The sequence below is a fragment of the Cellulomonas edaphi genome, assembly GCF_030362815.1.
GTDB lineage: Bacteria > Actinomycetota > Actinomycetes > Actinomycetales > Cellulomonadaceae > Cellulomonas > Cellulomonas edaphi.
Map to the genome: position 1 here is coordinate 855,451 of NZ_JAUCGR010000002.1, position 13,970 is coordinate 869,420.

The window sequence follows — 13,970 nt, forward strand, 5'->3', positions numbered from 1 at the left end:
CCGGCTGACTCACGGGTTCTCCCGGCTGATGAGCGCGGCGGCCTCCGCGGGGGCGAGCACGCGCGTCACGTCGTCGGCGACGTGCACGGCCCGGTCGGCCACGGCCGTGACCAGGTCGGGGTCGTGCGTCGCGAGCAGCACCGAGCCACCCGCGCGCTTCTCCGCCACCAGCCGCGCGGCGAGCCGGTCGCGCATCGCCCGGTCCAGGCGCTGCTCGGGCTCGTCGAGCACCAGCAACGAGCGCGGTCGGACGAACCCCGCGGCGAGCAGCAGCCGGCGGCGCTGGCCGGAGGAGAGCGCGACGGGCAGCGAGCGCGCGTGCTCCGTGAGCCCGAACTCCTCCAGGAGCTCGCCCACCAGGGCGTCCGCGCCGAGCACGCCGTGGCCGCGCGCGGTCAGGTAGAGGTGCTCGTGGACCGTCAGGGCCGGGAAGTAGGCGTCGTCGTCGAGCACGCTCGCCACCTGGCGGCGGAACGAGACGTCGCGCTCGTCCACCTCGTCGCCCAGCACCTGCAGCTTGCCGCTGGTGGGCTCGAGCAGGCCGATGACCGCGCGCAGCACGGTCGACTTGCCCGACCCGTTGGCGCCGACGAGGGCGACCGCCTTGCCGGGCCCGAGGGTGAAGGTCACGGGCGCGCACACCGGTGCGCCGCCGTATCCGACGAGCAGGTCCTGGGCGCGCACGGCGGGCTTCGACACGAGCGTCAGGGTAGCCGTGCCAGCCGTGCGGCCGGCGCGGCGGGTCGCGGGCGGTGCGCCCGGGACGACGACGGCGTCCGCGGCCCGCTCAGGCGCGGTCGAGGAACTCGTCGCGGCGGTCGGCGAGGCGCGCGTCGATCGCCGCCTGCAGCGCGGGCCACGCGGACAGCTCGGCGTCCTGCTCGACGAGCGCCCGCGCGTCCGACCGGGCCTGGTCGATGAGCTCGCCGTCGCGCGTGACCCGCAGCAGCCGCAGCGACGTCGCGGCCCCCCACTGGGACGCGCCCAGGACGTCGCCCTCGCCGCGCTGCTCGAGGTCGAAGCCGGCGAGGGCGAAGCCGTCCCGCGTGCCGGCCACGGTCTGCACCCGCTCGCCCGCCGCCGAGTCGGCCGGCGCCGAGCTGACCAGCAGGCACACGCCGGGTGCCGAGCCGCGCCCGATGCGCCCGCGCAGCTGGTGCAGCTGCGACACGCCGAACCGGTCGGCGTCGAGGATCACCATAACGGTGGCCTCCGGCACGTCGACGCCCACCTCGACCACGGTCGTCGAGACCAGCACGGGCACCGCGCCCGACGCGAAGTCCGCGAGCGCACGCTCCTTGTCCTCCGGGGCCATCCGGCCGTGCAGGACGCCCACGCCGATGCCCGCGAGGTCGGGCAGCCGTCCGAGCTCCTCGGCCACCTCCGTCACCGCGCGCAGCGGCCGGCGGGGCGCGGCGGCAGCGTCGGCGAGCGTCACCGGCTCGTCGGCCACCAGCTCCGCCCCGTCGTCGTCGTCGCCGTCGATCCGGGCGCACACCACGTACGCGCGGCCGCCGGAGTCGACCTCCTCGCGCACGCGCTTCCACGTCCGCGCCACCCACGCGGCGTTGTCCGCCGGGACGACGTGCGTGCTCACCCCGCTGCGCCCAGCCGGGACCTCGGTCAGCACGGACGTCTCGAGGTCGCCGAACACCGTCATCGCGACCGTCCGCGGGATGGGCGTGGCGGTCATGACCAGCAGGTGCGGGCTGACCGCGGCCTTCGCGCGCAGGGTGTCACGCTGCTCGACGCCGAACTTGTGCTGCTCGTCCACCACCACGAGGCCCAGCTCGGCGAACTGCACGTTCTTGGACAGCAGCGCGTGCGTCCCCACCACGATGCCCGCGGCACCGCTGGCCGCGTCCAGCAGCGCGTCGCGCCGGGCCGCGGTCGACAGCGACCCCGTGAGCAGCGCCACGCGTGTCCCGACGTCGGCGCCGCCGAGCATCCCGCCCTCGGCGAGATCCCCCAGCAGCGCGCGCAGCGACCGTGCGTGCTGCGACGCCAGCACCTCGGTGGGGGCGAGCAGCGCCGCCTGGCCGCCCGCGTCGACCACCTGCAGCATCGCGCGCAGCGCCACGACCGTCTTGCCGGACCCGACCTCGCCCTGGAGGAGCCGCTGCATGGGCACCGACTGCGCGAGCTCGGCGGCCAGTTCGGCACCGACCGCCCGCTGGCCCTCCGTGAGGCTGAACGGCAGCCGCGCGTCGAACGCGTCCAGCAGTCCGCCCTCGACGCGCGGGCGGGCGGTCGCCGGCTCGGCCGCGGCGCGGGCCCGACGCCTCGCCAGCTCGGCCTGGAGCACGAACGCCTCCTCGTAGCGCAGCCGGTGCCGCGCGCGCTTCCAGTCCTGGTCGGTGCGCGGCACGTGGACGTCGTACAAGGCCTGGCGCAGAGGGCCCAGGGCCCGGGCCTCGCGCACCTGCGCGGGTACCGGGTCGCTGATCTCGTCGTCGCGCAGCGGCTCGACCACGAGACGGGCCACCGCGCGGATCTTGCCCGACTCGAGTTTGGCGCTCGCCGGGTAGATGGGGGTGGGCCAGCCCGCCTCCTCGCGGGCGCGCTGCTCCTGCTCGTCGTCGTCACCGTCGAACCAGTCGGCCTTGGGGTTGGTGAGCTGAGCCTGGTCCATGAACACCGAGACCTTGCCCGTGAACAGGCCGCGCCGCCCGCGACGCATCGACTCGACCATGTGCTGGGCCATGCCCGGCCGCTTGGTGAAGAACGTGGCCCGCAGCGAGCGGGTGCCGTCGGTGATCTCGAGCTCGACGCGCGGCGCGCCGTCCTTGCGGGCGTACTTGATGGTCGCGTGCTTGACCGCGGCGACGATCGAGACGGTTTCCCCGACCACCAGGCCCGAGATGTCGGTCAGCGTCGACGGGTCGGCGTACCGGCGCGGGTAGTAGCGCAGCACGTCGCCCGCCGTGCGCACGCCGAGCGCCTCGAACGCCTTGCCCATGCGCGGCGCGAGCGAGCCGATGGGCTTGTCCAGCACACCGGCCGATCCGACGCGATCCTCGTACCCGACGTCACGACGAGTCGCCACGGCGTCAGTCCAGCCCCGCCGCGAGCAGCGGACCGTGCCCCGTGGGGCCGACGAACGTCACCTCGAACGCCGGGCCCGCGCGTTCGATCCGCGCGCGGGCGTCGTCCTCGAGCGGCTCCCGGTGCAGCACCGTGAGGTTCTCGCCGGGCCCCTCGAGACCGCCGACGAGCGCCTCGAACGACGCGGCGTCGTCGGCGACGGCGACCTGCAGCCGCGCGAGCGCGGCGGTGGCCGACTCCTCGGCCGTCCCGTCGGCGGCGACGAACGCCAGGGCAGCGACCGCGGCGCGCAGCTCGTCGGCCGCGTCGAGCACCACGAGGCCGTCGCCGTGGCTCCGCGCGAGGGCGGAGACCTGGTCGGCCTCGAGCCCGCCGCCGGGGAGCAGCACCACGCGGCCCGCCCCCGTGTCGGTGACGGCGCGCGTGACGTGCTCGGCGGTGACCACGGCCTCGGGGCAGCGCACGACCGTGACCGCACCGGCGGCGGCGAACCAGGGCGCGAGCGCGGTGGAGGCGGTGCACACCACGAGCCCGGGCGCCCCCGCGGTGACCGTGTGGGAGGACTCGAGCTGCCGCACCACCACCTGCTCGCGGACGCCCACCTCGCACAGGGCGATCGCCGCGGCGGGGTCGTCCGTGTGCACGTGCACGTGCCACCACCCGTCCGCACCCACCACCGCGACCGAGTCGCCGACGGTGCCCAGCGACGTGCGCAGCTCGGCTCCGAGGTCGCGCGGTCCTCCGCGCACGAGAGCCATCACCTCGTACGCGCCTCCCGCGGGGCCGGCCTCGGCGGCATCGCCGCCCAGCGCGCGCGCGGCGGGCAGCCAGTCGAGGTCGGGCACCGGGTCGGGCGCACCGGCGGCCACCCTGGCGAGCGCGCCGAGCACCACGAGCAGCGCGCACGCGCCCGCGTCCAGCACGTGCGCGCGGCGCAGCACGGGGTGGGCGGCGCTGATGGTGGCCAGCGCCCGGTGCGCGTCGTCGACGACCTCGGCGAGCATCGTCGGCAGGTCCGCGCCCGCGTCGGCGGCGATGATCGCGCCCTGAGCCACCTCGTCGGCGACCGTGAGGACCGTGCCCTCCTGGGGGTCGGCGAGCGCCTGACGGGCCGAGCGTGCGGCACCAGCGAGGGCCGCGGACGCCTCGCGCGCGTCGGGGGCAGCGCCGAGCCCCCGCGCGAGGCCGGCCAGGTACTGGCTCAGGATCACGCCCGAGTTGCCGCGTGCCGCCACCATCGCGCCCCGGGCGAACGCCGCCGCCACCTGGTGCGCGTCGGCGTCGTCGGGTGCCAGCTCCACGGCGTCCGCTCCGCCCACCACGGTGAGCAGCACGTTGGTGCCCGTGTCGGAGTCGGCCACCGGGAACACGTTGACGGCGTCGATCCGCTCGCGTGCGCGCTCGAGACCGGTGCGGGCCGCGCGCGCCCAGGCGCGCACCGCCCCGCCGTCGAGCCTGTCCGTCGTCACGTCCGCCTGCGTCCCCTCGTCCACGCGCGTCGATCCCGCCGTGCCGCGCCCCTGCGCGACCCGCCCCACACCCTGCCCCATCCCGGCGACATTTGGGCGCCGCCCGGGCATGGGCTAGTCTTGACCGGTTGCCCGAAGGACTTCGGGCACCTGAGGCGCGCGGACTTCGTCTGCACGGCCCGCATCCGCATCCCGGAGACGGTCCACAGTCGTTGCGTGCGCCCGGCACAAGCTTCGCCGCTCTCGCGGCGTGACCGCACACCATCGGGTCCGATCGCTTCGGCCCGGAACCGAGAACACAGGAGAAGATCGTGGCTGCCAACTGCGACGTCTGCGCCAAGGGCCCGAGCTTCGGGCACAGCATCTCGCACTCGCACATCCGCAACAAGCGCCGCTGGAACCCGAACATCCAGCGCGTGCGCGCCGTGGTCGCGGGTACGCCCAAGCGCCTCAACGTGTGCACCTCGTGCCTCAAGGCCGGCAAGGTCCAGCGCGCCGTCTGACGTCTCGGCGTCGACCGGACGCCCGCGCGAAGGCCCGCACCGTTCATCGGTGCGGGCCTTCGCCATGCTCGCGGCTTGTGGCAGGGTGACACCCATGACGGAGCAGCTCGACGAGGTGACCATCCGCATCGCCCAGCCGGACGACGCGCTGGCCCTGGCCCAGGTGCACGTCCGCTCCTGGCAGGAGGCGTACGCCGACATCGTCCCCGCTGCCTACCTCGCGTCGCTGGACCCGGTGGCGCGCGCCGAGCAGTGGGCGACCGACCTGCGGCGCGGTCCGCAGGACGGCGTGACCACCTGGGTCGCGGTCGCGGGAGAGCGGCACGTGGGCTTCGTCTCCCTGGGTCCGGCCCGCGACGAGGATGCGAGCCGCGGGGACCGCGAGATCTACTCGATCTACCTCGATCCCGGCACCTGGGGCCACGGTGTCGCGCGCGAGCTCATGCGCACCGTGATCGGCGAGACCGGCGAGCGCACCCGCATCCTGCTGTGGGTGCTGGCCGCGAACGAGCGGGCGCGGCACTTCTACCGTCGGCACGGCTTCCACGCCGACGGGGTCGAGCGGTACGAGAACGTCGGCGGCGCCGACCTGCTCGAGGTCCGCTACCGCCGCAACTGAGCGGGTCAGCGCTCGAAGTGGTCCCAGCCGCCGGTGCCGGACCACGGCTCGCCCTGCACGAGCACGCCCGGCGCACCCGACACGACGCGCCCGACTGCGGCGAACCCGACCGGGAGCGTGGCGGACGCCGGGAACGTCGCCAGCAGGCCGTGGTCCTCTCCCCCGGTCATGACCCAGTCGCCCGCGTCGGCGGCCAGCTCGCGCGCGGCCGGCTCGAGCGCGGCGAGGTCGGCGGCAAAGGCGCTCGGTCCCTCGAGGTCGAGCGCGACCCCGCTGGCCCGGGCGATGCGGCCCGCATCACGCAGCAGCCCGTCCGAGACGTCGAGCATCGCGCTGGCCCCGGCCCGCGCCGCGGCGACCCCGGACGCGAGCGGCGAGGACGGCCGCAGATACGCGTCCACGAGGCCGGGGTGCGCGGCACCTCGGCCGGCTTCGAGCAGCGCCCAGCCGGCGGCCGAGCGTCCCCGCACACCGGCGTGCGCGACCACGTCGCCGGCGCGCGCGCCGCTGCGCAGCACGGGATCGCGCCCTTCGAGATCCCCGTGGGCCGTCACCGAGACGACGACGACGGGCCCCCCGGACAGGTCACCACCGACCACGCCCACGTCGAGCGGACCGCACACCGCCGCGAACCCCCGCGCGAGGTCCTCGACCCACTGCGCCGGGAGGTCGCCGGGGACGACGAGCGAGACCACCAGGCTGGTCGGGTGCGCACCCATCGCGGCGACGTCGGCGAGGTTCTGCACCGCGGCTCGCTGCCCCACGTCGGACCCGTCTGACCAGCGGCGCCGAAAGTGGTGGTCCTCGACCAGCACGTCCGTGGTGACCACGAACCGCCCGTCGGGTGCCGCGACGACGGCCGCGTCGTCGCCGGGAGGCACGAGGGTGGCCGCACCGCGCGGCAGCTGCGGGAGGATGCGCGCCAGCAGGGCGTCCTCGTCGAGCTCACCGACGAGGGGGCCGTCGGCGGGCGAGGAGGGGCTGTTCACGGGGGCCACGCTAGACGAGCGTGCGGCACGGATCACAGCCGCCCGTGCCGGTTGCGCTGCGCGGGGCGGCTAGCGTGGCGGGGTGCGTAGACGACCACCGGCCCTGCTGGCCTTCGCGGGCGTCGTCCTCGTGGCCGGCTGCTCGGCGACGATCCCCACCACGGTCGCCCCGCACGCCACCGACCCCGTCTGCGCGGACGTGGTGCTGTCCACGCCTGACGAGCTGTCCGGCCTGGAGCGGCGAGACACGAACGCGCAGGCGACGACCGCCTGGGGAGATCCCGAGGGGGCGATCGTCCTGCGCTGCGGCGTCGAGCCGCTGGGTCCGACCACGGACCGGTGCGTCACCGTGGAGTCCCCCGACGGCACGAGCGTCGACTGGGTCGTCACGCAGGGCGACTCCGAGGACGACGACGGCGCCGCGACGTTCGTCACCTACGGGCGGGTGCCGGCCGTCGAGGTCCGGGTTCCTGCGTCGGTCCGCGCGCAGCACTCGACGTCCCTGCTGATCGACCTCGGCGCCGCGGTGTCACGCACCGAGAAGCAGCGGGCCTGCCTGTAGCTAGCGCAGGCCCGTGGGACGGTGCAGCGCCAGCTGGACCAGCTCGTCGACCAGCTGGGGGTACTCGACGCCCGAGGCCTGCCACATCCGCGGGTACATGGAGAACGGCGTGAAGCCGGGCATGGTGTTGATCTCGTTCACCACCACCTCGCCGTCGGGCGTGACGAACACGTCGACGCGGGCCAGGCCCTCGCAGCCCACCGCCTCGAACGAGCGCACCGCGACGTCCTGGACCTTGGCGACGACGTCGTCCGGCAGGTCGGCGGGGCACGCGAGGGTGACTCCGCCCTCGTCGAGGTACTTCGCCTCGAAGTCGTAGAAGGCGTGGCGGTCGTCGGTCACGATGATCTCGCCGGGCAGGGACGCGCGGGCGCGCTCGCCGTCGTGACCACCGAGCACGCCGCACTCGATCTCGCGGCCGACGATGCCGGACTCGACGACGATCTTCGGGTCGTGCTGCGCGGCCGCCTCGATCGCGGCGGGCAGGTCGGCCAGGTCGTCGACGCGGGAGATGCCGAGGCTGGACCCGGCCCGCGCCGGCTTGACGAACAGCGGGAGCCCCAGCGGCTCCACTCGGGCCGTCGCCGCCGCGGGGTCGCGGTTGAACTCTCCGGGCGCGAGCACCACGAAGGGCCCCACGGGCAGGCCGTGCCCGGCGAGCACGACCTTCATCATGTGCTTGTCCATGCCGACGGCCGACGCCAGCACACCGGCGCCGACGTAGCGCACGTCGGCGAGCTCGAGCAGGCCCTGGAGCGTGCCGTCCTCCCCGAACGGGCCGTGCAGGAGCGGGAACACCACGTCGACGCCACCCAGCGCGCGGGGCAGCTCCCCCGGCTCGAGCACCTGCACGTCGCGGTCGTCGACCGCCTGGGGCAGCAGCACGTGCGACGCGGTGTCGTCGACCTGCGGCAGGCGACCGTCGGTGATGGCCCAGCGCTCCGGGTCGTCGTCCGCGAGCACCCAGCGGCCCGTGGGGGTGATGCCGACCGCGAGCACGTCGTACTGCTCGCGGTCCAGGGCGCGCAGGACGCCGCCCGCGGTGGCGCAGCTGATCGCGTGCTCGCCGGACCGGCCGCCGAACAGCACCATCACGCGGGGTCGGCGTTCGGCCAGCACCCACTGCGCGGACTCGTCGGTGGCGGGCAGGGCCTCGGGGTCGGGCGTCGCGTTCATCGGCCCCGACCCTACCCGTCCGCACGGACGGCGCTTGCGCGCCCGAGCGCCGTACCCTGCTCTGCGTGAACCACGACGCGTCCCTCGCACCCGCCACCGTCACGGTCGCCGCCGGCCGGCCCGACCGCGCCCAGGGTGCGGCCGTCAACCCGCCGGTGGTCCTGTCCTCGACGTTCGTGTCGCAGGGCGTCCCGGGGTCGGGCGAGCTGCTCTACGGCCGCATCGACGCCGACTCCTGGCACCCCTTCGAGCAGGTCCTCGGCGAGCTCGAGCAGTCGGCGCATCCCGCGCTCGTGTTCGGCTCGGGGATGGCGGCGATCGCCGCGGCGCTCTCCCTCGTGCCCCCGGGCGGCCGCCTCGTCCTTCCCCGGCACTGCTACCAGGTCACGCTCGGCTTCGCCGCCGACCTCGCCGCGCGCCAGGGCGTCGACGTCGTGCTCGTCGACATCGACGACACGGCCGCCGTGGTGGCAGCGGTGCAGGGTGCGTCGATGCTGTGGGTCGAGTCCCCCACCAACCCCATGCTCGAGGTCGCCGACCTGCCCGCTCTGGTCGAGGCCGCGCACGCCGCGGGCGCCCTGGTGGGGGTCGACAACACGTTCGCCACCCCCCTCGTGCAGCGCCCCCTGAGGCAGGGCGCGGACGTCGTGGTGCACTCGGTCACCAAGTACCTCGCGGGCCACAGCGACGTGGTGCTGGGCGCGGCGCTGGCCGACGACGACGACCTGCACGCCCGCCTGCACGCGTACCGCACCCTGCACGGCTCGATCGCCGGTCCGTTCGAGACCTGGCTCGCGCTGCGCGGCCTGCGCACCCTCGCGCTGCGGGTCGAGCGCGCCCAGGCCAACGCGGCCGAGCTGGCGCGCCGGCTCTCGACGCATCGCGCGGTGCTCTCCGTGCGGCACCCGAGCCTGCCCGGCGACCCGGGCCACGAGCGCGCGGCGCGGCTCATGGACGGCTTCGGCTCGATCATCGGGCTCCGCCCGCGAGGCGGGGTCGCGGCCGCCGACGCCGTGGTCGCCGCGCTGTCGCTGTGGGTCCCGGCCACGAGCCTGGGCGGGGTCGAGTCGAGCCTCGAGCGGCGGCGCCGCTTCGCCACCGAGTCGCCGACCGTGCCCGAGGACCTCCTGCGGCTCTCGGTGGGCATCGAGGACGTCGAGGACCTCTGGGCGGACCTGTCCGCCGCGCTGGACGGCCTGGAGGGCGAGGGCTAGACGCCCTCGGCCTTGTGCGGCCGGGCCAGGAGCAGCGCCGCCAGGTCGTCCACCGGCAGTCCCTCGTGCAGCACGCGCACCACGGCGTGCGTGATGGGCATCTCCACGCCCAGCGAGTCTGCGAGCTCGAGCACCGACCGGCTCGACTTCACGCCCTCGGCGGTTCCGCCGGTGGCGGCGATGGCCTCCTCGAGCGTCATGCCGCGCCCGATGTGGTTGCCCAGCGTGTGGTTGCGCGAGTCGGGGGACGCGCACGTCGCCATCAGGTCGCCCATGCCGGCCAGGCCCGGGAAGGTCTCCGCGTCGGCGCCCAGCGCGAGCCCGAGGCGGGTGATCTCGACGAGCCCGCGCGTGATGACCGTCGCCATCGTGTTGTAGCCGAGCCCGCGGCCCTGCGAGATGCCGACGGCGAGCGCGATGACGTTCTTGACCGCGCCGCACAGCTCCACGCCCACCACGTCGGGGTTGGTGTACGGGCGGAAGTACGACGACGCGCACGCCTTCGCGACGAGCTGCGCGGTCTCCTCGCTCGTCGAGGCCACGACCGTGGCGGTGGGCTGGCGGTGCGCGATCTCCTTGGCCAGGTTGGGCCCCGAGACCACGGCGATCCGCTCGGGCCCGATGCCGAGCGACTCGGCGACGACCTGGCTCATCCGGCGGTCGGTGCCGAGCTCGACGCCCTTCATGAGCGAGACGGCGACCGCGTCGGGCTCGATCACGTCGCGCAGGGTCTCCAGCGTGGCGCGCGCGCTCTGCGAGGGGATCGCGATGACGACCAGGTCGGCGCCGCGCACGGCCGCGCGGGCGTCGGTGGTCGCCGTGATGCCCGCGGGCAGGTCGACACCGGGCACGTACCGCTCGTTGCGGTGCTCCTCGGTGATCGTGCGGCAGACCTTCTCGTCGCGGCCCCAGATGGTCACCTCGCACCCCGCGTCGGCCATCACCGCCGCGAAGGTGGTGCCCCAGCTCCCGGCGCCCAGCACGGCCGCGCGCAACGCGTGGGGCTGGGCCAGGGGCACGTCACGATCGGCGGTCACGGCAGCTCCTGCGTCGTCGCGTCGTCCCCGCCGGGCCGCTCCTGCCCGGGTCGCTCCTTGTCGGAGGACGGGCTCTTGCGCATGTCGTAGCGGACGGCGGGCGCCTTCGCGCCGCGCACACCCTCGAGCAGCTCCGTGATGGCGTCCATGACGCGCTCGGTCGCCTCCCGCAGCGTGGCCGCGTCGAGCGGCCGCCCGTAGAGGTCGGTGAGGTCGACGGGCGGGCCCGCGACGACGGTGACCTTCTTGGGCGGCACGGGCTTGAGCCACTTCGAGTAGCGGCCCATGAGGTCCTGCGCGCCCCACTGGGCGACGGGAACGACCGGGGCCTGCGTCATCAGGGCCAGCCGCGCGACGCCCGTCTTGCCGGCCATCGGCCACAGGTCCGGCTCACGCGTGAGCGTGCCCTCGGGGAACACCGCCACGCACTCGCCCGCGCCGATCGCCGCCACGCCGGCCGCGAGCGAGTCCGCCGCGGCGACGGTGTTCCGGTACACCGGGATCTGGCCGGTGGCACGCAGGACGCCGCCCACCACGGGCACCTTGAACAGCGAGGACTTGGCCAGGATCTTGGGCGCGAAGCCGTTGTCCCACAGGAAGTGCGCGAACGTCAGCGGGTCGACGTTGGTCATGTGGTTCGAGGCCACGATGAAGCCCGTGTCCTGGGGCAGGTGCTCGACGCCGTGCCAGTCGCGCCGGGTCACCGCCATGAGGACGGGACGCAGGATGCGCGCGACGTTGCGGTAGGCGCGGTTGGATCGGGACGGCGAATGCACGGGAGCCGATGCTACCCGGTGGTCATCGACGGCCGAGCCCTCGGCGCTTGCCGCCGCGACGCTCAATCCCGGCCGAACTCGGCGCCCAGGGCGTCGAGCTTGTCCATGAAGTGCTCGTAGCCGCGGTCGATGAGGCTGATGCCCCGCACGGCCGACGTCCCCTTGGCCGTGAGCGCCGCGATGAGGTGGCTGAACCCGCCGCGCAGGTCGGGGACCTCGATGTCGGCGGCGGCCAGGGGCGTCGGACCGCTGATGACGGCCGAGTGGTAGAAGTTGCGCTGGCCGAAGCGGCAGGGGCGCCCGCCCAGGCACTCCTTGTAGACCTGGATGGTCGCGCCCATGCCGACGAGCGCGTCGGTGAACCCGAAGCGGTTCTCGTACACCGTCTCGTGGACGATCGACAGGCCCTTGGCCTGCGTGAGCGCGACGACGAGCGGCTGCTGCCAGTCGGTCATGAAGCCGGGGTGCACGTCGGTCTCCAGCTGGATGGAGCGCAGGTCGCCGCCGGGGTGCCAGAACCGGATGCCCTCGTCGTCGACCTTGAACTCCCCGCCCACCTTGCGGAAGGTGTTGAGGAACGTCGTCATCTCGGGCTGGGTGGCCCCGCGCACGTAGATGTCGCCGCCCGTGGCCAGCGCGGCCGACGCCCAGGACGCCGCCTCGATGCGGTCCGCGAGCGACGTGTGCTGGAAGCCCTCGAGGCGGTCGACGCCCTCGATGCGGATGACGCGGTCGGTGTCGACCGAGATGATCGCGCCCATCTTCTGCAGCACGTTGATGAGATCCATGATCTCGGGCTCGATCGCCGCGCCCGCCAGCTCGGTGATGCCCTCGGCGCGCACGGCCGTCAGCAGCAGCTGCTCGGTGGCGCCCACGCTCGGGTACGGCAGCGCGATCTTGGTGCCCTGGAGCCGCCGCGGCGCGCGGATGTGGATGCCGTTGTGGGTCTTGTCCACCACCGCACCGAACTGGCGCAGGATGTCGAGGTGGTAGTTGATCGGCCGGTCGCCGATGCGGCAGCCACCCAGGTCGGGGATGAACGCCTCGCCCAGCCGGTGCAGCAGCGGGCCGCAGAACAGGATCGGGATGCGGCTCGAGCCCGCGTGCGCGTCGATGTCGGCGACGTGCGCCGACTCCACGTTGGTGGGGTCCAGGTGCAGCGTGCCGGCCTTGGCGTCGGCGACGACGCTCACGCCGTGCAGCTCGAGCAGGCCGGTCACCACGGCGACGTCGCGGATCTGCGGCACGTTGCGCAGCACGCTCGGGGTCTCTCCGAGCAGTGCGGCCACCATCGCCTTCGAGACGAAGTTCTTGGCGCCCCGAACGGTGATCTCACCGGACAGGGGCGTGCCACCGTTGACGTAGAGAAGATCGTTCACGGGCCCCATACTCGCCTACCTGTCGTCGTGGCTCCTACCGCACGGCCCCGCGAGTCGCCGTCCCCGCGAAACCTTCACAGGGAGGACCCGCCGGCACCATGTCGGCTGCGTCTCAGGACGCCTTGTTCCCGTTCTCCGCGGATCCCGCGGCAGCCTCGGCCGTCGCCTTCTCCCCCGGCCCTTCGCCGCCGGACGGCGTCGTCGCGCCCGCGGCGGCGTCCGCGTCGCGCGGCCTCACCCGGACCTCGTCGGCACCCTTGGCCCGGTGGATCGTGTCGGTGGTGCTGGTGGGCTCCTCGCTCACAGCGGCCCCCTCGCCGGCACGCAGCTGATCGGGTCGCGCACCGCGTCCACCGCGGCGGCAGCTGCCGCCCGGCACCAGCCGAGAGCGGCAGTCTGCGTCATGTCCGCCATGCTCGTCCCCTCCGCCGGCGCATGCTGCGCGCGGCCGCGGATCACGGTAGCAACCCCACCGGCGGCGCGCCGGTGGGACGTCCCGGTCGGTACGTCCCACCGGCCCCACGGGTGGGTCAGGGGCGGCGGCCGATCTCGACCGGCACCCCGGCCGGCCGGGCGGCCTTGATCTCGACCGGCGGCAGGTGCTTGGCCGGCAGGGTGGCGGGGCGCCAGGCCTCGCGCGACGCCTCGAACGTGGCGATCTCGTCGGCGTGCTCGAGCGTGAGCCCGATGTCGTCCAGACCCTCCATGAGCCGCCAGCGGGTGTAGTCGTCCACCTGGAACGGCACCACCACGTCGTCGCACGTGATGGTGCGCGCCTCGAGGTCGACCGTGATCTCCGTGCCGGGACGGGTCTCGAGGATCTTCCAGATCAGCTCGATGTCCTCGGCCGACGCCACGGCCGCGAGCAGGCCCTGCTTGCCGGAGTTGCCGCGGAAGATGTCCGCGAACCGGGTCGAGATGACGACGCGGAAGCCGTAGTCCTTGAGCGCCCACACGGCGTGCTCGCGCGAGGAGCCGGTGCCGAAGTCGGGACCGGCGACCAGCACCGAGCCGCTCGCATAGGCCTCCTGGTTGAGCACGAACGTCGGGTCACCACGCCAGGCCGCGAACAGCGCGTCCTCGAAGCCCGTGCGCGTCACGCGCTTGAGGTAGACGGCGGGGATGATCTGGTCGGTGTCGACGTTGCTGCGGCGCAGCGGCACGCCCACGCCCGTGTGCTGGGTGAACTTCTCCATGGTGA

The 13,970-nt window shown here is 74.4% G+C and carries 14 protein-coding genes; 4 read left to right on the forward strand and 10 right to left on the reverse strand.

Annotated features, from left to right (window positions below; genetic code table 11):
* Nucleotides 1–9: 9 nt before the first annotated feature.
* From QRT05_RS10165 to QRT05_RS10175, 3 genes are all read right to left on the reverse strand, one after another.
* Complete coding sequence (locus QRT05_RS10165) at nt 10–699, reverse strand: ABC transporter ATP-binding protein (protein ID WP_289447108.1); 690 nt, start codon at nt 697–699, stop codon at nt 10–12.
* An 88-nt stretch (nt 700–787) separates the two neighbouring features.
* Nucleotides 788–2,959: an ATP-dependent DNA helicase RecG gene (locus tag QRT05_RS10170; RefSeq protein ID WP_289447403.1), complete on the reverse strand. Its 2,172-nt coding sequence runs from the start codon at nt 2,957–2,959 to the stop codon at nt 788–790.
* A gap of 91 nt (nt 2,960–3,050) precedes the next feature.
* Nucleotides 3,051–4,595, reverse strand: a complete 1,545-nt coding sequence (locus QRT05_RS10175) for a DAK2 domain-containing protein (RefSeq protein WP_289447110.1) — start codon at nt 4,593–4,595, stop codon at nt 3,051–3,053.
* Nucleotides 4,596–4,825: 230 nt separating this feature from the next.
* On the opposite strand from QRT05_RS10175, the gene rpmB reads away from it, so the two are divergent.
* Both rpmB and QRT05_RS10185 read left to right on the forward strand, forming a co-directional pair.
* The gene (rpmB, locus tag QRT05_RS10180; protein WP_289447112.1) at nt 4,826–5,017 is read left to right on the forward strand and encodes a 50S ribosomal protein L28; all 192 of its coding nucleotides are present in this window, start codon (nt 4,826–4,828) and stop codon (nt 5,015–5,017) included.
* Between the two features lie 94 nt (nt 5,018–5,111).
* A complete protein-coding gene (locus QRT05_RS10185) occupies nt 5,112–5,636 on the forward strand; it encodes a GNAT family N-acetyltransferase (protein ID WP_289447113.1) in 525 nt (174 codons plus the stop codon).
* Between the two features lie 5 nt (nt 5,637–5,641).
* Here the strand turns inward: QRT05_RS10185 and QRT05_RS10190 are convergent, their stop codons facing one another.
* Nucleotides 5,642–6,625: a thiamine-phosphate kinase gene (locus QRT05_RS10190; protein WP_289447115.1), complete on the reverse strand. Its 984-nt coding sequence runs from the start codon at nt 6,623–6,625 to the stop codon at nt 5,642–5,644.
* An 82-nt stretch (nt 6,626–6,707) separates the two neighbouring features.
* On the opposite strand from QRT05_RS10190, the gene QRT05_RS10195 reads away from it, so the two are divergent.
* Nucleotides 6,708–7,187 carry a DUF3515 domain-containing protein gene (locus QRT05_RS10195; protein WP_289447117.1) on the forward strand — a complete coding sequence of 160 codons (480 nt, stop codon included), beginning with the start codon at nt 6,708–6,710 and terminating at the stop codon, nt 7,185–7,187.
* On the opposite strand, the gene QRT05_RS10200 is transcribed toward QRT05_RS10195, so the two are convergent.
* Entirely contained in the window at nt 7,188–8,363 is a 1,176-nt protein-coding gene (locus tag QRT05_RS10200) for a D-alanine--D-alanine ligase family protein (RefSeq protein ID WP_289447118.1), read from the reverse strand.
* 65 nt (nt 8,364–8,428) lie between these two features.
* Between QRT05_RS10200 and QRT05_RS10205 the strand changes: the two genes are divergently transcribed.
* Complete coding sequence (locus tag QRT05_RS10205) at nt 8,429–9,577, forward strand: trans-sulfuration enzyme family protein (protein ID WP_289447119.1); 1,149 nt, start codon at nt 8,429–8,431, stop codon at nt 9,575–9,577.
* Here QRT05_RS10205 and QRT05_RS10210 read toward each other — a convergent pair.
* The 5 genes from QRT05_RS10210 to leuD all read right to left on the reverse strand — a co-directional run bounded on the left by QRT05_RS10210 (nt 9,574) and on the right by leuD (nt 13,965).
* On the reverse strand, nt 9,574–10,614 hold the full coding sequence (locus QRT05_RS10210; protein ID WP_289447120.1) for an NAD(P)H-dependent glycerol-3-phosphate dehydrogenase: 1,041 nt from the start codon (nt 10,612–10,614) through the stop codon (nt 9,574–9,576). The genes QRT05_RS10205 and QRT05_RS10210 overlap by 4 nt on opposite strands.
* A complete protein-coding gene (locus QRT05_RS10215; RefSeq protein ID WP_289447121.1) occupies nt 10,611–11,390 on the reverse strand; it encodes a lysophospholipid acyltransferase family protein in 780 nt (259 codons plus the stop codon). The genes QRT05_RS10210 and QRT05_RS10215 overlap by 4 nt, the downstream gene beginning before the upstream one ends.
* A gap of 62 nt (nt 11,391–11,452) precedes the next feature.
* On the reverse strand, nt 11,453–12,769 hold the full coding sequence (gene murA, locus QRT05_RS10220) for a UDP-N-acetylglucosamine 1-carboxyvinyltransferase (RefSeq protein ID WP_289447122.1): 1,317 nt from the start codon (nt 12,767–12,769) through the stop codon (nt 11,453–11,455).
* Between the two features lie 112 nt (nt 12,770–12,881).
* Nucleotides 12,882–13,073, reverse strand: coding sequence for a hypothetical protein (locus tag QRT05_RS10225; RefSeq protein WP_289447124.1), 192 nt, complete (start codon nt 13,071–13,073; stop codon nt 12,882–12,884).
* 226 nt (nt 13,074–13,299) lie between these two features.
* Nucleotides 13,300–13,965, reverse strand: a complete 666-nt coding sequence (gene leuD / locus QRT05_RS10230; protein WP_289447125.1) for a 3-isopropylmalate dehydratase small subunit — start codon at nt 13,963–13,965, stop codon at nt 13,300–13,302.
* Nucleotides 13,966–13,970: the final 5 nt, after the last annotated feature.